Source organism: Acinetobacter calcoaceticus ANC 3811, from assembly GCF_000399665.1.
Taxonomy (GTDB): domain Bacteria; phylum Pseudomonadota; class Gammaproteobacteria; order Pseudomonadales; family Moraxellaceae; genus Acinetobacter; species Acinetobacter calcoaceticus_B.
On sequence record NZ_KB976986.1, the window covers coordinates 1,522,945 to 1,544,441 of the forward strand.

Annotated in this window: 19 protein-coding genes; 8 read left to right on the forward strand and 11 right to left on the reverse strand. The window is 39.9% G+C overall.

Going from position 1 to position 21,497, the window contains the following annotated elements:
- Nucleotides 1-64: 64 nt before the first annotated feature.
- On the reverse strand, nucleotides 65-868 hold the full coding sequence (locus tag F935_RS08500; RefSeq protein ID WP_016138545.1) for a thioesterase family protein: 804 nt from the start codon (nucleotides 866-868) through the stop codon (nucleotides 65-67).
- Between the two features lie 196 nt (nucleotides 869-1,064).
- The gene (locus tag F935_RS08505) at nucleotides 1,065-2,867 is read right to left on the reverse strand and encodes an acyl-CoA dehydrogenase C-terminal domain-containing protein (protein WP_016138546.1); all 1,803 of its coding nucleotides are present in this window, start codon (nucleotides 2,865-2,867) and stop codon (nucleotides 1,065-1,067) included.
- Nucleotides 2,868-3,171: 304 nt separating this feature from the next.
- Between F935_RS08505 and F935_RS08510 the strand changes: the two genes are divergently transcribed.
- Nucleotides 3,172-3,621 carry a PaaI family thioesterase gene (locus F935_RS08510; RefSeq protein WP_080645570.1) on the forward strand — a complete coding sequence of 150 codons (450 nt, stop codon included), beginning with the start codon at nucleotides 3,172-3,174 and terminating at the stop codon, nucleotides 3,619-3,621.
- A gap of 20 nt (nucleotides 3,622-3,641) precedes the next feature.
- Here F935_RS08510 and F935_RS08515 read toward each other — a convergent pair whose 3' ends face one another.
- From F935_RS08515 to F935_RS08540, 6 genes are read right to left on the reverse strand one after another with little or no spacing between them, the layout of a single operon-like run.
- Nucleotides 3,642-4,859 (reverse strand): MFS transporter, encoded by a 1,218-nt coding sequence (locus tag F935_RS08515; protein ID WP_016138548.1) that lies wholly within the window; start codon nucleotides 4,857-4,859, stop codon nucleotides 3,642-3,644.
- An 18-nt stretch (nucleotides 4,860-4,877) separates the two neighbouring features.
- Nucleotides 4,878-6,194, reverse strand: coding sequence for an outer membrane trimeric porin-like protein DcaP (gene dcaP, locus F935_RS08520; RefSeq protein ID WP_016138549.1), 1,317 nt, complete (start codon nucleotides 6,192-6,194; stop codon nucleotides 4,878-4,880).
- A 36-nt stretch (nucleotides 6,195-6,230) separates the two neighbouring features.
- Entirely contained in the window at nucleotides 6,231-6,884 is a 654-nt protein-coding gene (locus F935_RS08525; RefSeq protein WP_016138550.1) for a 3-oxoacid CoA-transferase subunit B, read from the reverse strand.
- On the reverse strand, nucleotides 6,884-7,552 hold the full coding sequence (locus F935_RS08530; protein WP_016138551.1) for a 3-oxoacid CoA-transferase subunit A: 669 nt from the start codon (nucleotides 7,550-7,552) through the stop codon (nucleotides 6,884-6,886). Before F935_RS08530 ends, F935_RS08525 begins: the two co-directional genes overlap by 1 nt.
- Nucleotides 7,553-7,599: 47 nt before the next feature.
- Nucleotides 7,600-8,883, reverse strand: coding sequence for an MFS transporter (locus tag F935_RS08535; protein WP_212749578.1), 1,284 nt, complete (start codon nucleotides 8,881-8,883; stop codon nucleotides 7,600-7,602).
- Between the two features lie 57 nt (nucleotides 8,884-8,940).
- Entirely contained in the window at nucleotides 8,941-10,095 is a 1,155-nt protein-coding gene (locus tag F935_RS08540; RefSeq protein ID WP_016138553.1) for an acyl-CoA dehydrogenase family protein, read from the reverse strand.
- A gap of 311 nt (nucleotides 10,096-10,406) precedes the next feature.
- Here F935_RS08540 and F935_RS08545 point away from each other — a divergent pair, with 311 nt between their 5' ends.
- The 6 genes from F935_RS08545 (at nucleotide 10,407) to F935_RS08570 (ending at nucleotide 16,982) form a co-directional block, all read left to right on the forward strand.
- Nucleotides 10,407-11,195 carry an enoyl-CoA hydratase gene (locus F935_RS08545; protein WP_035366496.1) on the forward strand — a complete coding sequence of 263 codons (789 nt, stop codon included), beginning with the start codon at nucleotides 10,407-10,409 and terminating at the stop codon, nucleotides 11,193-11,195.
- A gap of 29 nt (nucleotides 11,196-11,224) precedes the next feature.
- On the forward strand, nucleotides 11,225-11,986 hold the full coding sequence (locus F935_RS08550) for an SDR family oxidoreductase (RefSeq protein WP_016138555.1): 762 nt from the start codon (nucleotides 11,225-11,227) through the stop codon (nucleotides 11,984-11,986).
- A gap of 61 nt (nucleotides 11,987-12,047) precedes the next feature.
- A complete protein-coding gene (locus F935_RS08555; RefSeq protein WP_016138556.1) occupies nucleotides 12,048-13,571 on the forward strand; it encodes a 3-hydroxyacyl-CoA dehydrogenase in 1,524 nt (507 codons plus the stop codon).
- A gap of 14 nt (nucleotides 13,572-13,585) precedes the next feature.
- Nucleotides 13,586-14,791: a 3-oxoadipyl-CoA thiolase gene (locus tag F935_RS08560; protein ID WP_016138557.1), complete on the forward strand. Its 1,206-nt coding sequence runs from the start codon at nucleotides 13,586-13,588 to the stop codon at nucleotides 14,789-14,791.
- Nucleotides 14,792-14,902: 111 nt separating this feature from the next.
- On the forward strand, nucleotides 14,903-15,745 hold the full coding sequence (locus F935_RS08565; protein ID WP_016138558.1) for an IclR family transcriptional regulator: 843 nt from the start codon (nucleotides 14,903-14,905) through the stop codon (nucleotides 15,743-15,745).
- Between the two features lie 64 nt (nucleotides 15,746-15,809).
- On the forward strand, nucleotides 15,810-16,982 hold the full coding sequence (locus F935_RS08570) for an MFS transporter (protein ID WP_080645571.1): 1,173 nt from the start codon (nucleotides 15,810-15,812) through the stop codon (nucleotides 16,980-16,982).
- Nucleotides 16,983-17,042: 60 nt separating this feature from the next.
- Here F935_RS08570 and F935_RS08575 read toward each other — a convergent pair whose 3' ends face one another.
- Nucleotides 17,043-18,014, reverse strand: coding sequence for an NAD(P)H-dependent flavin oxidoreductase (locus F935_RS08575; RefSeq protein ID WP_016138560.1), 972 nt, complete (start codon nucleotides 18,012-18,014; stop codon nucleotides 17,043-17,045).
- A 230-nt stretch (nucleotides 18,015-18,244) separates the two neighbouring features.
- Here F935_RS08575 and F935_RS08580 point away from each other — a divergent pair, with 230 nt between their 5' ends.
- Nucleotides 18,245-19,054, forward strand: coding sequence for an enoyl-CoA hydratase (locus F935_RS08580; RefSeq protein ID WP_016138561.1), 810 nt, complete (start codon nucleotides 18,245-18,247; stop codon nucleotides 19,052-19,054).
- 64 nt (nucleotides 19,055-19,118) lie between these two features.
- Here F935_RS08580 and F935_RS08585 read toward each other — a convergent pair whose 3' ends face one another.
- Both F935_RS08585 and F935_RS08590 read right to left on the reverse strand, forming a co-directional pair.
- Entirely contained in the window at nucleotides 19,119-19,964 is an 846-nt protein-coding gene (locus F935_RS08585) for an IclR family transcriptional regulator (RefSeq protein WP_013198245.1), read from the reverse strand.
- Between the two features lie 186 nt (nucleotides 19,965-20,150).
- Nucleotides 20,151-21,368, reverse strand: coding sequence for a CaiB/BaiF CoA transferase family protein (locus F935_RS08590; protein WP_016138562.1), 1,218 nt, complete (start codon nucleotides 21,366-21,368; stop codon nucleotides 20,151-20,153).
- Nucleotides 21,369-21,497: the final 129 nt, after the last annotated feature.

The following is a 21,497-nucleotide window of genomic DNA, read 5'->3' on the forward strand; positions in this document are numbered from 1 at the left end:
TGTAATCTAAATCTGAAAATAAAAAAGTCATCCCTAAGGATGACTTTTTTATTGACTTAAATATTTATTTAGTCATTTTACGTAACGTCAAAATCTGTTCGCTTCGACCAAATGGACCATACACATCATGTAAAACTGCACTGGTTAAACCAATACCATCCGAACCATATTGCTGAACAGTTTCCAGACCTAACCATTTACCTTGCGGATAACGGTGCATGTGAACTTGCAAATCAAGATTTGGGAAGCCCCACGTAAATTCGCCTTCTTGTCTAGGCACAATTCCGTTTGCTGTATCTATCATGCCAATCAAATGTGCAAAATCTGTCGTCGGCTGCCCTTCAACCATTTCTTTATCATTATTGAGCCAAACAATGCCTTTACCTGCGCGATGCTGATCATCAGTTTTAGTGACGAGTGTCTGGATAAAACCACCCGGCCATCTTTTCATACCTGTCCATTCTGTAAAGGTATCTGGATGATGAACTGGCTGATCTTCAAGCCCAGCAATATCGGAACTATCTTGAGTACACATGCGCCATGCTCTAGCCACAATACAGGTTTTACCTTGTGCTTGCATTTCGGCTTCAATCAATTCAATGGTTTTACCGGCACGAATCACATGTGTCTTAATCGTAAATTCACCAAATGCAATCAATCCAAAAATATCAAAACTAATTCGACCAATTCGCATATCTTGTCGTGGTGAAAATTGCTCTAACTCAGCTGCGATTACGCCACTTGCAGGGGCCATGTGCTGTTCATGAGGGTTCCAAGCCCCTTGTGCATGAACAGTTGAGCAATAATGAGCAATAACTTCGCCTTGAGGACCAATTGTTCTATTCAGTAATTGATAATAAGCATTCATGATTTTCTTTCCGTAGTCCTTATCCAACATCAATATTTGATGAAAATTCACGTTTTAATGCTTATGTTAACCCTCTATTTGTTTGGCTCAAGTGGTTTTTCCTACCAAAAACTGATGAGTCTAAAGTTACAAATTTAATCAATGGGTAAAATTTCGCATGTCAATTTCACCCAGTGATTCTAGATATTACGATTCATTAAAATGCAAAAGCATCTTGATCAAGTTCCATGATCGATTCAGCGCCAGACTCAATAGAAGCAGCATGGCTCTGTGTACGATGTAAAAGTTTTTGATAGAAAAACTTAGCTGTCGTTAACTTTGCTTTATAAAAAGCTTGCTCTTGTGTACCCAATTCTAATTTTTCATAGGCAACTTGTGCCATTCGAGCCCACAAATAAGCGAACACGACGTAACTGGAAAAATAAAGATAATCTACTGAAGCGGCCCCTATTTCTTCTGGGTTGTGTTTGGCTTTCTCTGCAATCGTTTTGGTCAGTGACAACCATTGTTGCTTAAGCTCAGCTAATTTTTCCAAATAAGATTTTAGCAATTCATTTGATTGCTGTTGATTAATAAATTGATCAATTAAGTCCGTCATATTTTTTAGAAGTTTGCCTTCCGACTTGAGGACTTTACGCGCCAGTAGATCTAAAGACTGGATTTCGGTGGTTCCTTCATACAATGTTGAGATACGCGCATCACGTACAATTTGCTCCATACCATGCTCAACAATAAAGCCATGGCCGCCAAACACCTGAACCCCATGTTTGGCAGATTCATTGCCTGATTCTGTTAAAAAAGCTTTAGCAATTGGCGTTAAAAAAGCCAGTAATTCATCGGAGTGTTTTTGCTGTTCTTGATCGTTTGAACTTTCAACAATATCGACATGCTGAGCTAAAAAGTAAGCCAGTGCACGACCACCTTCAGAAAAAGCTTTTTGTGTCATTAACATCGAACGCACAGCGGGATGCACAATAATTGGATCAGCATTCTTCTCAGGATATTGAGGACCTGATAATGATCGCATAGCGAGGCGCTCTTTGGCATAACTTAATGCGCCTTGAAATGAAATTTCAGAAGCAGCAAGTCCTTGTATTGCCGTTCCAATACGTGCGGTATTCATAAAGGTAAACATACAATTAAGCCCGCGATTTTCAGGACCAATTAGATAACCTTTCGCACCATCAAAATTCAATACACAGGTGGCATTACCATGAATCCCCATTTTATGTTCAATCGCACTACAGATGACTTCATTACGGTTTTCTAAATTACCCTCATCATCTACATTAAATTTAGGCACAATAAATAAAGAAATACCTTTAGTCCCTGCGGGTGCCTGAGGCAAACGGGCTAAAACAATATGAATAATATTTTCAGAAAGATCGTGTTCACCTGCCGAGATAAAAATCTTTTCACCCGTAATTGAGTAACTACCATCCGAATTTGGCTCTGCTTTTGTTCTAATTAACCCAAGGTCCGAGCCCGCATGCGATTCGGTTAAACACATGGTTCCAGTCCAGACACCGCTAATGAGTTTAGTCAAAAACTTCTGTTTTTGTTGTTCAGTGCCATGATGCTCAATTGTTCTCATTGCCCCATGAGACAAGCCCGGATACATCGCCCAAGCCCAATTAGAACCACATAACATTTCAGAAATGGCAATCCGCAATAAGGTCGGTAAGCCTTGTCCACCATATTCTGGGTCGGCAGTTAAAGAGGTAAATCCAAGCTCAGCATATTTTTGGTAGGCTTCTTTAAAACCTTTCGGCGTTGTGACTACGCCTTGATTTAAATGGCACCCTTCCTGATCACCATTTTGGTTAATCGGTGCCAACTCATTTTCACAAAAATCTGCTGCTGCCTCTAAGTATTGATCAATTAATTCTCGATTTACGCTTTCCTGATATTTGCTTAAACCTTGATAGTTCTGTTCTGTTTGAAGCATTTCATGCAGCACAAATTGCATATCGCGTAATGGAGCTTTGTATAAAGGCATCGTTTTTTCCTTTCACTTCTCTGCCTGTTTCATGGGCAGATATTGTTTTTCCTTAAAATGGACTTTTATTGTTTCAATCTCACCAAAATATCAAAAAATTTCTTATAGCAAAATATATTCTCACTAATTTAATAAAATTATCGTAACTCATAAATGGAGATAAAACATAAACACATGTTTTAAAATACAAATATAGAATGAAAAGTAATTAGCATTGCTTAATCAGAATAAATTTTAATTTTGTATTGCAAAATTTTATTCCGTAAAAATTCAATTTATAGTATCGTAATTAGATTGCTTAATTATCCAAGGACGATTCATGGAAAGCCCGAAATACACAGGTCTTGAGTTTTTAACCGCTTTAAAAAATGGTGAAATTTCTCCATCACCTATGGCTCATACCATACCGATGGAACTCGTTGAAGTTTCCGAAGGTAAAGCAACTTATAAAGTTACCCCTCGCAAAGAACATAGAAATATTCAAGGCGGTGTACACGGCGGCTTTTGCGCCACAGCTTTAGATACAGCAACAGGCAGTGCAGCTCATACATTACTTGAACATGGCGTTGGCTATGGAACCATTGATTTAAATGTAAAAATGATCCGCCCTATGCAGGTTGATACATCTTACTATGCGACAGCCGAGTTGATTAATGCGGGCCGTAATATTATTAGTACCGAAGGAAAAATCGTAGATGAGAACGGCAAAATATATGCCTTTGCTTCGGCAACCTTAATGATTATTCGCAAATAATAAAATATTGAAGCTCCTGTTTATGGAGCTTTTTCTTGCTTTGTGATCTTACCCATTTCATAAAAATCTAAGCGATCAATCATAAAACTTAATATTGCCATCGCTAAACCCAAAGCGGCACACGCTTCCCATCCCCAGTGTTTCCACGCATACACCGCAATAAAAGAACCTAAGGCGGCTCCACCAAAATATAAAGTCATATAAATTGAATTAATACGGGAACGCGCCTCGGCCGAAATTCGGTAGACCAGATTTTGGTTAAGTACATGAAATGCCGACAAACCGAAATAAGCCATAACAACCCCAACAGCATAGGCAACCAGAAACTGCTGTGCAAAAAATAGCGGTATCCATGCACTTATTAATAGGCCCATGCAAATCACTGCAATTTTATTCTCAAGCCCTGCCGCAATTTTCTTACCTGCCCAAGGGGTCGCAAATACACCTGCCAATCCAACAATCCCAAATAAACCAATCTGGAAATCGTTAAAGTAATAAGGCTCATTCGCCAAAATAAAAGTCATGGTGGTAAAAATCAGAGCCAAAATACCAAAGCCAATTCCTCCTGCCAAACCACGGCGCAGTAAATGAGGCTGATGAGCTGCCAATGAAAATAGTGAACCATAAATCTGTAGAATATTGAGTTGATGAGACTTACGCGCAATTGGTAACTTCACCCACATCACCCAAGCGAACACTAAAATGACAATTCCGCTAATTAAATAAACCGCATGCCAAGACCAAACTGTGGAAAGCAAGCCTGCAATAGAACGCGCCAATAATATTCCCAAGAACAAACCACTCATGAGAGTACCTACAACTTGAGGACTTTTTTTGGGGCTAGCTAAACCTGCGGCGAAAGGAACTAAAACTTGAGTCGCAATTGAAAAGAATGTCGCTAAAAAGGTGAAGCCATATAAAGTTGGCAAGGTTTGACTTAAGGATAGCCCTATTTGGGCAAGACCCGTACAACACATGAGCAAGCAAATATAACTTCGCTTTTCAAAAAAATCGCCTAAGGGAACCAATATAAAAAGACCAACTGCATATGACAGTTGGCTAATGACAATGGTTAAAGCAACTTGATCAGCACTAACTTTTAATGCTTCAGCAATCGAATAGATTAAGGGCTGGTTATAATAGTTTGAACCCGCACAAATTCCACATGTCATTGCCATGATAAAAATAAAGCTTTTTGACAGTATATTTTCTGCATTGGGCTTAACTATTTTTTCCATTTTTAACTACGCCCTATTTTAAAATTTATACATCGATACAAAGTTTACGCGTGATACATCAGCGGTTCTGCCATCAAATACTTCTCGTTTGCCTTGATGATATTCCATACCAATATCCATTTGCTCAATCGGTGAATAAAAGACGTTAGCTGCGTAATCCGTTAGACGTTTGTTAGCATCTGGGTTGAGTTTGGCATAAGCTGTGTCATCATCATAATCAAACATCGAAGCCGATAAGTTTGCACGCCATTGCTCATTAAATTTATATGAATAACCAATATTGATGCTATTCAACTTATTCATAACCAAATCTGTTTTGTCTTCATTTAAAGAAAAATCACCCGCGGCATTTAAATTTGTTGAATTTGCCAAACCACTTTGGGTGGTGTACGGCATAAATTTTTGATCACCAACAATATATTGATAATTTGCTTGTACCGACTGCTGAGGTGTTAATTGATATTTTAAGCCGCCTCCAGCACCCCAGCTTACTTTCTTAACCGTGGTAGTTGCGACATCTGTGGATTTTTCATTAATAAAGCCTTGAGCAAGTGCCGTTAAAGGCCCTTGTTTAAAGCTATAGCGACCCGTTAAAGTTGGAAATGCCGAGACTCTCGAACCTGTATATTCCAAGGCTACTTTTAAATCATTATTGGCATCAATTTTCCAGTCATAGCGAATTTGAGGAGTACGTGTATAAGAAGTGCCCACAAATTGCGTGTAATCGACAGCTTCGGTACGGGTTTCCATGTTAGACATGAGTGACCATGTTTGACCAAAGGTCCAGTCTTTATAGGTGAAAAAAGCATGACGGATACGGAATTTACCATCCCCTGTTCCCATGTTAGAGCTATCAAAGAAATCGGCTTCAATATTCCCTGTAACCGCTTTATTTGGGCTATTAAAATAAACACCTAATCGGCTTGCATTAATCATGGCATCAGAGCGTGCATGATTTGAACGTTTTTCACTTTCAAAAGGTGTTCGGTACAAACTGCTGGTCGTTCTACCACCCGAATCAGGCGATGATTTAAAATCAACCGCCGCATCAATACGGGCAATACCGTAAACCTTCACGTTATCCGTCCAAGTGACCCACGAAGGAGCAACTGGTTTCTCTGTTACAGTCGCTTTAGTTTTTTCTATGTTCTCTTCAATCTTTACCTGTTTGACCTGTAAATTATTTTGAGTTTGTTTCTGAGCAGCAAGTTCTGCTTTTAATTTTTGCAGCTCGGTTTCTAGCAAATTAATTCTTTGTTCTGTGGTATCTGAAGAATTTGCAAAAATAGTCCCTGAAGCCGCAGCGCAAGCTGCAGCTAAAATTAATTTTTTCATCTTTTAATCCTTAAAGAAGCGTTTTTCCGTGTGTATTTAGGCTACACGTGCATCGATTAATTCACAGTCTGTAACTGCTTGTAATTCATCAAAACTAAGACCTTCCACCATTTCTGTGACATAAGCTTTTTGGTCTTTGAGTTCAATAATGCATAAATCGGTATAAATACGATTGACACACTGCTCACCCGTCATTGGATAGCTCAGTTCTTTTACAATTTTGGACTCGCCTTTTTTAGTGACGTGTTCCATATAGACATAAATCGTTTTTGCGCCGACTGCCAAATCCATAGCACCGCCGACCGCGGGTACATCATCTGCTTTACCAGTATGCCAATTTGCCAAGTCCCCATTTACCGCAACTTGGAATGCACCAATTACACAAATGTCCAAATGACCGCCACGCATAATGTCAAACGAGTCACCATGATGCATAAAGCATCCACCGTCTAACAAAGTGACGAGTTCTTTTCCAGCATTAACCAAATCTTGGTCTTCTTCACCAGGTTGTGGTGGTGGACCAAAAGCCAAGACACCATTTTCCGAATGTAAAAAAATTTCTTTGTCTTTAGGCAAAAATTTAGCAACGTTGGTCGGTAAGCCAATACCTAAATTGACATAAGAACCTTCAGGAATATCATTGGCAATGAGTTTGGCAATATCTTCACGAGAACGTTTTTGAACTGACATTAGATATCTCCTACTTTTACAATGTGCTGAACAAAAATTCCCGGTGTAATAATGCACTCAGGGTCAAGCGTTCCTAGCTCTACGGTGTCATTCACTTGAACAATTGTGGTCTTAGCGGCTTTTGCCATGATCGGCCCAAAATTGCGGGCTGCTTTGCGGTAAGTTAAATTGCCCCAGCGATCAGCTTTATCGGCATAAATCAGTGCAAAATCAGCTTCAAGTGGATATTCAAGTACGTAATTTTTACCGTTAATGGTTCGGGTTTCTTTGCCTTCGGCAACTTTGGTGCCATAACCAGTCGGAGTAAAAATAGCACCTAGACCCGCACCTGCTGCCTGAATACGACATGCCAAATTACCTTGCGGAACCAGTTCCAACTCAATTTTTCCTGCTCTATATAAGTCTTGAAAAACGGTTGATCCCGCAGATTTTGGAAATGAACAAATCATTTTTTTAACGCAACCAGCAATAATCAGATTTGTTAAACCACGATCCCCCGAAGCCGCATTGTTATTTACAATGGTCAGTTCTTTTTTTCCTAAATCGATTAAGGCTTCAATTAATTCAGCAGGTTGTCCCGTCACACCGAACCCGCCTGTCATGATGGTTGCTCCATCAGGAATAGCTTTTAAAATCGGTTCAATGTCACTGGTGATTTTATTTATCATCTCACTTGTCCCTTTTCATCCTTAATTTAAGGTGACAGATTGATCTGTCACTCTGCCTTTTGCGGGTTAAATAGTCGGTCTTTAATAAATAACAATGGAATTACACCGCAGATAAAATAAGCCGCAGCCATCACCAAGAGCCCTAAACCAATAGAACCGTTTTGCGATAGAAAACCAATTGTTAATGGAGAGAAAATAGAAAGTACTTTGCCAATGTTATAAGCACCGCCCACTGCCGAACCTCGAATTGAAGTTGGGAAACTTTCCGTCATATAGGTGGCATTAATTGCGTATGGAATACCGTAAAGGAAACCGAAGAACAGCATCATCCATAAAATGTTGGTTGGTGTATTTAAATAAACAATAACTGGAATAAATAAGGCTGTGCCAATGGTTCCGAAAGCGAATACAGCGCGGCGCCCTAATTTGTCTGCAACGATCCCTGCGATTACTTTGGCAAACATCATAATCAGGAAAGTACCGACCATATACATGGCCATTTCTTTAAATTTGATGCCAAGATCAGACTCTAAATAAGCTGGTAACCAGTTACTTACGCCGTAATAACCAAACTGCAATGCACCTGTACTAATAATCCAAAGTACAAACATGGTGCCGTGTTTCTTATCTCTTAAAATTTCAAGATATGGGTTTTGACGTTTTTTAGGTTGATTACTTTGAGCGACTTCTAGAGCTTTTAATTGACGTGCTTTTTTCCAAGACTCAGGTTCAGGTACACAAAAGTGCATTAAAACTGACAATACCAAAGGGGTAATCGCAATCCAATATAGGAAACGCCAGCCATGTTCAGGAATAATATGTCCTGCTAATAAAGTCGCTAGCAACGAACCTAAGGTATAACCCGTCATAAGAGTAGCCAAAACAGTCGAGCGATGTTTGGTTGGCACCATTTCTGACATTAAAATATTACAGGCAATATAGAGCGCACCTAAACCCATCGCTCCAAAAGTTCTTAAAACTGCAAATTGCATATAAGAATCAGTAAAACCCAATGCACTGGTTAAAACTGAAGAATAAGCAATAAAGAACACAATAATGCGGACCCGCCCAAAACGGTCACAAGCCCAACCACCAATCAGGCCACCAATTGCTGAACCTAAAAGTGTTAAACTGCCTAATGTTCCAGCCTGTACACCCGTTAAATGAAATTCTGTTTTAAGACTGGTCAGGCTTAATGCCAAAAAACCTAAGTCTGCCCCATCACACAACAATGTTAAAAAAGCGAATATAAATGCGGTAATCCAAATCTTTTTTGGTGTCTGGATAGCTTCACTGCTAGCCGTATTTTGTGCAACTGTTTCTGTTGTCATGTCCATATCCTCAGAAGGAACATGAGGCATCCAATGCCTCATGGCATTTGTTTTTTATTAGGTAGTAGCTTCCCTAATCATGTTTTTGGCAATAATAATTTGTTGAACTTGCGTAGTCCCTTCATACAAACGGAACAAACGGACATCGCGATAAAAACGCTCAATGGCATATTCACTGATATAGCCTGCGCCACCATGAATCTGTACACAGCGGTCAGCAACGCGTCCGCACATTTCGGTTGCAAACATTTTTGCGCAAGACGCTTCTGTACTAATGTTTTCGCCATTATCACGGCGGCGAGCTGCATCTAGGACCATACATTTAGCCGCATAAATCTCAGCTTTTGAGTCGGCAAGCATGGCTTGAATCAACTGGAAGTTCGCAATAGGCTGACCAAACTGTTTACGCTCAATTGCATAGTGCAATGCGTCGTTTAACATACGCTCAGAAACGCCCACACTATATGCACCAATGTGCAAACGCCCTTTATCAAGCACTTTCATGGCCGTTTTAAAACCGACACCTTCTACGCCGCCAATCAGTGCAGAAGCAGGTATACGGCAATTTTCAAAAATCACATCACAGGTGTGTGAACCCTTTTGCCCCATTTTTTGGTCAATTTTGCCCAATGTAATGCCCGGTGTATTAGCCTCAACTAAAAAAGCTGAAATACCACCTGACCCTTTAATTTCAGGATTGGTTCGAGCCATTACAGTGAAAGTTGCAGCATGAGGTGCATTGGTAATAAAACGTTTGGTGCCGTTTAATACATAAAAATCGCCATCTTTTACGGCACTGGTTTTTAAAGAGGCTGCATCAGAACCAGATTCAGGCTCTGTTAAACAAAATGAACCAATAATTTCGCCACTTGCATAACGAGGTAAATATTTTTGCTTTTGCTCTTCTGTGCCATCAATCAAAATTGCACTTGAGCCAATACCGTTATTAGTACCAATTAAAGAGCGAAAAGCTGGTGAAGTTTGCCCAAGTTCAAATGCAACTCTGACTTCTTCTTCCATGGTGATACCTAGGCCACCATATTCTTCAGGAATTGTGAGGCCGAACAAACCAAGCTCACGCATTTGCTGCACAATGTCATCTGGAATTTTGTCTTTCTCTACCACTTCGTTTTCACGAGGGATCAATTCATCTTTTACAAAATCTCGAATTGTTGAAAGTAACTGCTCCAACATCCCTTCATCACGGATCATCTGTGATCTCCCTTTTTATGTATTTCCATCGCACCCATCAGCCATCTCCAGCTTGTCTGGATACCATGTTTTAAATCTTGTTTACTGCGGATGTGTTTCATAGTACGAGAACGAAAATACAAATTTCAAGCTTTTTTGAAAATTAATTTCGTTAAACGAAATTTTAAAAATTACCATTACGCAATATCAAGTACTTAGCATATTTCATAGTTCATTATCGTTTGAACAGACTAAATAAGACTTGAAATAAATTCCAAAATAAGCATCATAAAAGGAATATAGTTTTGATGTGCGAAACAGGGAATCCAAAAATGAGTATATCAATAGGGAATAATTTCGTAGAAGTCGACTTTTCTATTCAAAAAATAGCGGTTGTTAAAATTAACCGACCTGAAGCAAAAAATGCACTGAATACAGAGGTTCGCAAACAACTAGCACAAGCTTTTACCGAATTAAGTTTTAACGATGAGATCAATGCGGTTGTGCTCACGGGTGGTGAAGAAGTCTTTGCCGCAGGTGCAGATCTAAAAGAAATGGCAACCGCAACTTCCACAGAAATGTTATTGCGTCATACGGAACGTTATTGGAATGCGATTGCTCAATGCCCTAAACCTGTGATTGCTGCAGTAAATGGTTATGCATTGGGTGGTGGCTGTGAACTTGCAATGCACGCTGACATTATTATTGCGGGTAAAGGCGCAACCTTTGGCCAACCGGAAATTAAAGTCGGTTTAATGCCGGGTGCTGGTGGTACACAACGTTTGTTCCGTGCTGTGGGTAAATTCCATGCCATGCGCATGATTATGACGGGTGCCATGGTGAAAGCCGAAGAAGCTTATATCATTGGCCTTGTTTCACAAGTCACAGAAGACGACCAGACCATTCCAACTGCGATTCAAATGGCGCAAAGCCTCGCCAAAATGCCTCCAATTGCCCTGCAACAAATTAAAGAAGTTGCGTTGATGAGCGAAGATGTTCCATTAAATGCAGGCTTAACACTAGAACGAAAAGCATTCCAGTTACTGTTTTCGACCGAAGATAAAAATGAAGGCGTTCAAGCTTTTATCGAAAAGCGTAAACCGTCTTATCAAGGTAAATAACTCAAAACTATAATAACAAAGGAATGAATATGGCCAGAAAAATATTGATTAGTGCAGGTGGTTCAGGAATTGGACGATGCATTGCCGAGGCATTTTTAAACAATCATGATGACGTTTTCGTTTGTGATATTAATGCTAAAAGCCTAGAACAGTTTCAGAAAGACTATCCAAAGCTGCATATACATACATGTGATTTAGCTGACCATAAACAAATTAAACTCATGTTTAGTCAAGCAGTTCAGAAACTTGGTTATATTGATATTTTAGTCAATAACACAGGCATCTCCGGTCCGACCGTTGCCGCAGATGAGCTAAGTTTTGAAGACTGGAATACAGTTATTAATTTAAACCTGAATAGCACTTTTTTAATTACCCAGTTAGCCATTCCCTATTTAAAGAAAGCACAGTCAGGCGTAATTATTAATATGTCATCTATTGCTGGCCGCTTAGGCTATCCATATAGATTAGCTTATTCCACCTCAAAATGGGGGCTGATCGGTTTTACCAAAACGCTTTCTATGGAACTCGGTGCAGATAATATTCGGGTTAACGCTATTCTTCCAGGTGCGGTAGATGGTGATCGAGTTCAACGCGTATTACAGGCCCGTGCCGATGTAGCGCATACCTCACTTGAAGAAGTGACTCAAAATGCGCTGAAAAATCAGTCGCTCAAATATTTTGTCAATCCAAAGCATATTGCAGATTTATGCCTATTTATAGCGTCAGATAGTGGCCGCTCAATTTCAGGGCAAATCTTACCCATTGATGGTGATAAACAATGCTTAAGCTAAATCACCAAACCCTATTTTTCCGTTTAATTTCTAATATAGATTAATCATCAGGATGATCGACATGACTTATGATATTAAAAGCATGGCTGTGATTGGTGTCGGTATTATGGGCAGCGGCATTGCTCAAATTGCTGCGCAGTCAGGTCATACCACTTATTTATATGATGTCAAAGCAGGTGCAGCAGAACAGGCCAAAGAAAAACTGGCTGCCACATTTCAAAAGTTAGTCGACAAAAATAAAATTACGCCTGAGCAAGCAGCTCTAGCAAATAGTCATTTAGTTGTTGCTCATCAAATTGAAGATTTAAAAAATTGCGACCTGATTGTAGAAGCAATTGTTGAACGTCTAGATATAAAACAAAGCTTGATGCAGCAGCTTGAAGACGTCGTTTCAGAAAATGCCATTTTAGCCTCGAACACCTCTTCTCTGTCTATTACAGCGATTGCTGCAAACTGCAAAAAACCTGAACGTGTTGTGGGTTATCACTTCTTTAATCCAGTTCCACTCATGAAAGTGGTCGAAGTCATTCGTGGTTTAAAAACTGACCCACTTATTATTGATGCCTTAAATGATCTGTCTCGTGCATTTGGTCATCGCCCTGTTGTGGCAAAAGATACCCCTGGATTTATTATTAATCATGCGGGTCGGGCTTATGGAACCGAAGCACTCAAAATCTTAAATGAAAACGTTTGTGACATTAGTGAAATTGACCGAATTTTACGTGACGGCGTTGGTTTTAGAATGGGTCCTTTTGAATTACTTGATTTAACTGGCCTTGATGTTTCTCATCCAGTCATGGAGTCGATTTATCACCAGTACTATGAAGAAGCCCGCTACAAACCAAACCCGCTCACCAAACAAATGCTAGATGCCAAGCAACTTGGACGTAAGGTTAATCAAGGTTTTTATAATTATGAAACCGGTTCAAAAACAGGTGAACAACCTGCTCAGTTTGTAGAGCGTTTAGCGCAATATCCAAAAGTTTGGATTGCCGCAGATTTCTTAGACGATAAAAAACAGCTCGAAGATTATTTAACTCAGCAAAATATTGTCTTAGACACTCATCCTGAACCACAAACAGATAGCTTATGTTTACTTGCTTGTTATGGTGAAGATACAACTCAAGCGGCTACCCGTCTAGGGGTTAACCCTGAACAAGCTGTTGCTATAGACATGCTTTATGGCATTGCAAAGCATCGAACCTTAATGCCTTCACTTGTTACCAAATCTGAATACAGACAAGCAGCTCACTCTATTTTCAATCTAGACGGAAATCTGGTGAGCATGATTAATGAAAGTATTGGCTTTGTTACGCAGCGCGTTTTAGCAATGGTCATTAATTTGGGCTGCGATATTGCCCAGCAAAATGTTGCCACTGTAGATGACATTAATGCCGCAGTGCGTCTTGGTTTAGGTTATCCATTTGGCCCAATTGAATGGGGTGATCAAGTCGGCAGCCAAAAAATATTACTCATTCTGAACCGTATAACAGCACTTACGCATGACCCGCGTTACCGCCCTAGCCCGTGGTTACAGCGTCGTGTCGCACTTCATTTACCTCTTACTTTTACTCACGAGTCTTGAAAAGGAATTTCTCAATGTTAAATGCATATATCTATGATGGTTTACGTAGTCCATTTGGCCGTCATGCAGGTGAACTTGCCTCAATTCGCCCTGATGATTTAGCAGCAACTGTCATTCAAAAACTATTAGAAAAAACTGGTGTTCCGGGTGCTGATATTGAAGATGTGATTTTGGGCGATACCAACCAAGCGGGTGAAGACAGTCGTAATGTGGCACGCAACGCGCTGTTACTTGCGGGATTACCAGTCACTGTGCCGGGCCAGACAGTAAACCGCTTATGTGCTAGTGGTTTAGGTGCAGTAATTGACTCAGCACGTGCTATTACTTGTGGTGAAGGTGAACTCTATATTGCAGGTGGTGTAGAAAGTATGTCACGTGCTCCCTTTGTGATGGGTAAAGCGGAAAGTGCTTATAGCCGTGATGCAAAAATTTATGACACCACAATTGGCTCTCGTTTTCCAAATAAAAAAATTATTGCTCAGTACGGCGGTCATTCAATGCCTGAAACAGGCGATAACGTTGCAGCCGATTTTGGTATTAGCCGTGAACAAGCAGACTTATTTGCAGCTCAATCACAAGCTAAATATCAAAAAGCCAAAGAAGAAGGTTTCTTTGCCGATGAAATTACCCCAATTGAGGTTTTCCAAGGCAAAAAATTACCACCTAAACTCGTTTCTGAAGATGAACACCCTCGCCCAAACTCAACTGTTGAAGCACTCACAAAGTTAAAACCACTCTTTGAAGGTGGCGTGGTCACTGCTGGTAATGCCTCAGGTATTAATGATGGTGCAGCAGCCCTCTTGATTGGTTCAGAAGCAGCAGGTCAAAAATATGGCCTAAAACCAATGGCAAAAATTTTGTCAGCAGCAGCAGCGGGTATTGAGCCACGCATTATGGGTGCAGGCCCGATCGAAGCCATTAAAAAAGCAGTTGCGCGTGCGGGGCTTACTTTAGACGACATGGATATTGTTGAAATTAATGAAGCCTTTGCTTCACAGGTTTTATCTTGTTTAAAAGGTTTAAATGTTGATTTTAATGACCCACGCGTAAATCCAAATGGTGGTGCGATTGCGGTTGGTCATCCACTTGGTGCATCTGGCGCTCGTCTTAGCTTAACAGTAGCTCGTGAGTTAATTCGCCGTAAAAAGAAATATGCAGTGGTAAGCCTATGTATTGGCGTAGGTCAAGGTCTTGCAATGGTGATTGAAAATGTTTCATAACCATTGAACCAGATATCCATTCATCACAACAGCGCAGTGATGAATGGATTTATTTTGCATAGCGAAATATAATGGCAAAACTATTTTGCTTTAATTATATTTGAGGATCGAATGTCTCAAAACACGGAAACTGAAAAACCAATAAATTTTGATGAGATACGTTTAGATCCTATTTCGCATATACATCGGGAAAATAACCCGCAATTTATTGCTTCTTTAGCACGCGGTTTAGAACTTTTAAGATGCTTTTCTGCAAATAATCAGGTGCTTGGCAATCAAGAATTAGCAAAAATGACCGGTTTACCTAAACCGACCATTGCGCGTATTACCAATACCCTTGTGTCGTTAGGTTATTTAAAACAATTGCCTAACTCAACCAAATACACATTAGACATTGGTGTTTTATCTTTAGGATATGCAGCGTTATCTAATATCTCGATTCGTAATATTGCTCATCAATATATGGAAGAGTTGAGTCAGTATGTTCAGGCCCCTGTGGCGATGGCAACGCGTGACCGATTAAATATGGTGTATATCGATGTCGTGCAAATTGAAACTGCATTAAATATGCGCCGACCAATTGGCTCAACCTTACCACTTCACAGTAGTTCAATGGGTCGAGCTTGTTTGGCTGCAACTCCTGAACGTGAGCGCAACTTTCTACTCGATGCACTGAAGCAAAAGAACTCCGAAAACTGGCCAGCCATAAAACGCTCTTTAGAACGAGCTTTCCGTGATTATCAAGATTATGGATATTGTTTGTCTTTAGGTGAGTGGCATAAAGAAGTGAACTCGGTGGCTGTACCTTTGGTCAGCTCTAAACACGGTCTTTATGTTTTTAACTGTGGTGCACCAAGTTTTCATTTAAATCCCGAAAAACTTGAAGGTGAAATTGGACCACGTTTAATCCACATGGTGCACAATATTCAAGATGCATTGAATGAAACGCACTAATAACCATACTTAAAAGAGTCATGGTTGTGTTGATTAAAGTTCCACTTTCATTATGACTATAGGCATGATGAAAAACGCACTCTATACCCCAACCATTATTTTAATGGCTATTGCAGCAGGCATTTGTACAGGCGGAAATTATTTTAGTCAGCCACTCATTCATTCAATTAGTGTAAGCCTAAATTTAACTGAAACGACTACAGCGTGGGTGCCGACTCTAGCCCAAATCACCTACGCATGTGGCTTACTTTTCTTAATGCCATTAGGGGACATAATAGAAAAGCGCAAGCTACTATTTATCTTTATGTTATTGGCTTCAAGTGGATTAATTATTAGCGGTTTTTCACACAATATTTATCTTTTACTGCTTGGCACCGTCATTACTGGTATATTTTCCAGTTCAGCCCAACTGTTATTACCCCTTGCTGCAAGTCTGGTTCCGATTCAACAAAGCGGCCGTGTGGTTGGCTTTTTACTGAGCGGACTGATGATGGGGGTTTTACTCGCCCGTTCCCTTTCAGGGCTGATGTCTACGCTTTTCGCTTGGAATATTATTTATCTGGTCAGTGGTTTTCTATTACTTATCATTGCCTTTATTTTGCATCGTAATATCGGGTTATTTCCACCAACCAAATCTGAAAACTACGCAAAAACTATTCGCTCTCTTCCACAGATTTTTATTCAAAATCGACGGTTAAGAACCAGAACTTATATTGGTGGTTTTACATTTGCTTGTGTGAGTTTAACCTTTACCACCATGTCGTTGCTTCTGGCTCCAGCACCCTACTTTTTTAGCGACTTTACCATTGGGCTTTTTAGTTTTGTTGGCATGTTAGGAACATTTGTTGCCAATTTTTCAGGTAAATTTATTGACCAAGGCTATATCCATAAAATTTCGATTTTTTGCGGCATTGGGCTTATTTTAAGTTGGATACTATTTTCACTTTTACCCTACCATTTCGCTTTTTACATTATTGCCTTACTCATTCTCTATGCTTCTCTTTCTGCTGTACATGTCACCAACCAAAGTATTGTATTTAAACTTAATCAAGAATTACGCTCACGGTTTAATGCGATTTATATGACTGGTTACTTTGCTGGCGGCGCTTTAGGCACAACGGCAGGAAGCTACGCTTGGAAACACTTTGGATGGACAGGTGTCTGCATTTTAGGCTTAATTTTTGCTGTGCTATGTCTTTATTATTGTGTGAGTGATGCAAAAGATCAGCACAATTAAAACTTGTGCTGATCTTATATAAAGTTGGCTAATAATTAATTTTAGGAGCTAGGCTAAATCTTATAAAAGCCCTAATAAACGTCCACGAATAATATCTTCTGCATCTTTAACAATTCGGCTGACCAGCTCATCGCATGTCGGAATATCATGAATCAAACTTGCGACTAAACCGCATGACCAAGCGCCAGCATTGACATCGCCATCAATCATGACTTTTGGATAAACGCCAGCAACCTCTTCAATAATATCTTCAAATTTAATGTTATCGCCCAATGTTTTTTCTTTTGCCAAGATTTTTTCTACAGCAGCATTATTCATGACACGTTCTGTGTTTCGCAAAGCACGCATAATTAAACGCGTATCTCGTTCGGTTGCATTCAAAATTGCCTGTTTCACATTTGCATGTACAGGAGCTTCCTGAGTCGCAATAAAACGGGTTCCCATATTAATTCCATCGGCTCCCATCGCCAAAGCAGCAGCGAGTGAGCGCCCATCTGCCATACCACCTGAAGCAACAAACGGGATTTCTAATGCATCGGCTGCTAAAGGTAATAAAATCATATTTGGCACGTCATCCTCACCGGGGTGCCCACCACACTCAAATCCATCTACAGAAACCGCATCGCACCCAATTTGCTGTGCTTTTAAGCTATGTCGAACCGAAGTACATTTGTGAATTACTTTAATGCCAGCAGCCTTTAAATATGGCATGACCTGTTCAGGATTACGCCCCGCTGTTTCTACAACCTTTACTCCACCTTTAATGATTGCTTCTACAAAACCCGGATAATCAGGAGTATTTACCGTAGGCAAAAAGGTTAAATTTACCCCAAAAGGCTTGTCGGTCATTTCTCGGCAACTTGCAATTTCTTTTGCCAGATTTTCAGGTGTACGCTGAGTTAAGCCAGTAATAATGCCTAGCCCACCCGCGTTTGAAACCGCAGCTGCAAGCTCTGCAAAACCAACATAATGCATACCACCTTGAATAATTGGGTGCTCGATTTCAAATAGTTCTGTAATTTTGGTCTTCATATTATTTCCACTCACTGTTTTATAACTAGCTTCTCATTTCCTTCGCAGAGCTAGATGCTTATTTACGCATAGATCCTGTCGTCTTTTAAAGTGATTTAAGCCAAAAATTTCACAATACAAAATTTTATACCACAATATAAAACAAAGTAATTGATAACGGAATTATTTTCCGATAGCATCATTTTAATGAGTTTAAATTTTAGACGGAAAGTTATTTAAAGGAATGAATGATGCAGCAGGACAATAAAACTCAAAATAAGCTAAAAACAGGCACAATCCATGAGTGTTTAGATAAACATATACTAACGCTCACCATGAGCAACCCTAACAAAAAGAATGCGATTAACTATGAAATGTATTCAGCCCTAAGTCAGGCATTAGATCAAGCTGCAACAAATCAAGGTGTTCATGTGGTTGTACTTACTGGTGAAGGTTCTGCATTTACCAGTGGTAATGATGTCAATGCATTCGAAACACGCGATACATCAAGTTCCGAACCACCCGCTTCGATTGTTTTCCTAAAAAACTTAGCAACGTTTCCAAAACCGATTATTGCTAAAGTAAATGGTGTGGCAATTGGTATTGGCAGTACTATGCTTCTACATTGTGACCTTGTGTATGCAAGCCAAGGCTCTATTTTTCAGTTTCCCTTTGTGAATTTGGGGCTTGTACCTGAAGCTGGCTCCACCTACATCTTGCCAAGGCTCTTAGGTTTTGCACGCGCTTCTGAAATTATTTTATTGGGTGAAAAGTTTTCGGCAGACCAAGCAAAAAATTATGGTCTGGTAAATGAAATATTTGAAGCAACTGAGCTGGATCAAGCGGTTGAAGATGTGGCAATTAAACTTGCTCACAAACCAAGCCAAGCCTTACAGCTCAGTAAAAAGTTACTAAGAGATATGCCAATCGATGATCTACTCAATCGTATTGATCATGAGTCGACTATTTTCTCACACTGTTTACAGGGTTCCGAGTTTAAAGAAGCATTAAGGGCTTTCAAAGAAAAACGGAAACCAAACTTTCACAACCAAACAGTCTAGATACACCTACTAAAAAGCCAGCATTGAAAATCAAAGCTGGCTTTTATAAATAAATCAGATTGGTTTAGCTAATCTCGGTACGAATATTATTCACCATGTGTAAAAGACGCGGTGCAATATCTTCTTCGAGTTTTTCACGGTTCATAATAAAACTTGGACCGCCACAGTTAAACACCAGCAAACCATGTTGTTCATGGATGAGTGGTACTGCAACTGAATTTACATCTTTATGCCATTCACCGATTGAAAAACAGTATCCAAAATCTTGGTAGTCTTTAAACGCTTTGTCTAGATCACGGTTAATCTTGATCCAGTCTTCTTTGTGCTTGCTACGAATAGCATCAAGTAAAAACTCTCTTTCATCTTCAGGCATTGCAGCTAAACAAGCACGTCCCATTGAACTTAAGTGAATCGGTAAATAGGTTCCGACTTGACGACGCATGGTCATATTGCCTTTACCTTGTACCACATCAAGATAAATCATATTCAGTCGATCACGTGTTGCCATTGCAACAGCAGCGCCAGCATAGTCTGCCAGATTTTTCATATATGGATGAGCAATAGAGCGAATCGATACGTTAGACAGCATGGAATAACCAAACGCAAGAACACCCACTGAAAGCTGGAATTTGCTTGAGTTAGGTACTTGTTTGATATAACCCAAACGCGACAAGGTATGTGTAAGGCGAGTAATGGTTGGTTTTGGCAAACCTGTCATCTGAGCAAGTTCTTGATTACCCAAATGTTGATGCTTAGGCGTAAAACAACGTAATAGCTCTAAACCACGTGCTAATGCAGTAATAAATTGGCGATCATTTTCATCCTGCATATCTTCAATCGGATGTAATAATTCATGCCTTAACGGCGCTAATAATTTTTCTGTCGGTTCTGCATCAACTGCATCGTTCATTGTCATACCAATCCATATTTTGTTTCGCACTGCGAAAATTATAATCTATTTTTTCTATAAATAGCAAAAGAGCAAACATCCGAGTCTGCATCTAAAAGATAACTTCATTTAACTCATTAAAGCGAAAGATTAAATATTTTATTTTCTGATTTTAAATATAATTTTAACCTTCCGCTTTTAAGCTACTTATTCAATTACGCCCTTTTCTTTAAGCTCGGCTAACTTGTCTGAAGAAACCACTCGGCCCAAAACGGCCTGCGTATGCTCACCCAACAACGGAGGAGCTGTTTTGTATTCAACTGGCGTTCTAGAAAGTTTGATTGGCGAGCCAATTACCTTCAATTTCTCACGTTGAGGATGGTTCATCTCGACTAACATTTCTCGGGCAATGACTTGCGGCTCTTGAAAAGCTTGTTCTAAGTTATTAATCACACCGACAGGAACTTTAGCGGCATAAATTGCATCTACCCATTCATCTGCTGTTTTTGTTAAAAAGTGTGTTTGTAAAATTCCAATAATTTCATCACGATGCTTAATGCGGTCTGCATTTCGGGCAAAACGTGCATCATTTGGTAAATCGGGTAAACCAATACTTCTACAGAGTTGAATAAACTGAGTGTCATTTCCACACGCGATAATAAAATCACGATCAGCAGCTTTAAACACTTGATAAGGCACAATATTGGCATGTGCGTTGCCATAACGCTTAGGGATATTTCCTGATGAAAGATAGTTCATTCCCTGATTTGCCATTGTGGCAATTTGAACATCAAGCAAAGCCATATCAATGTATTGGCCTAACCCCGTCACATGGCGATTGAGTAAAGCAGCCTGTATGGCAATCGTAGAATAAAGACCGGTGGCTAAATCAGAAAATGCGACCCCTACTTTTTGTGGACCGCCGCCCGGCAAATCATCGCGCTCACCCGTGACCGACATGAGTCCGCCCATGCCCTGAATAATAAAATCATAACCGGGCTCTTGTGCTCTTGGGCCATTTTGACCAAAACCTGTAATCGAGCAATACACCAGTTTGGGGTTAATGGCAGATAAAGACTCATAGTCCAAACCGTATTTTTTCAAAGAACCCGCTTTGTAGTTTTCAATCACGACATCCGTGTCTTGAATAAGAGCTTTAATCAATTCTTGGCCATCAGAACTGGCTATGTCGATGGCAACCGATAGTTTATTGCGGTTAGTGGACTGATAATAAGCAGCTTCTTGAGTGTCTTGGCCTGAGTCATCTTTCATCCAAGGTGGCCCCCAAGAACGGGTATCATCACCGACTTTCGGTCGTTCAATCTTGATTACTTCTGCGCCTAAATCGGCAAGAATCTGTCCACACCAAGGTCCTGCCAACACCCGACTTAAGTCAAGTACCCGAATTCCATTTAAAGCACCCATCTTCATCCCACTATATTTTATGACTTATTTCCTATAGGAAAACTTATCCATTTAAAATTTCGCATAGCGATATATATTTTTAATATACACAGGTCTTTTTAAAAATCAAACTATAATTTTCCACTAAAA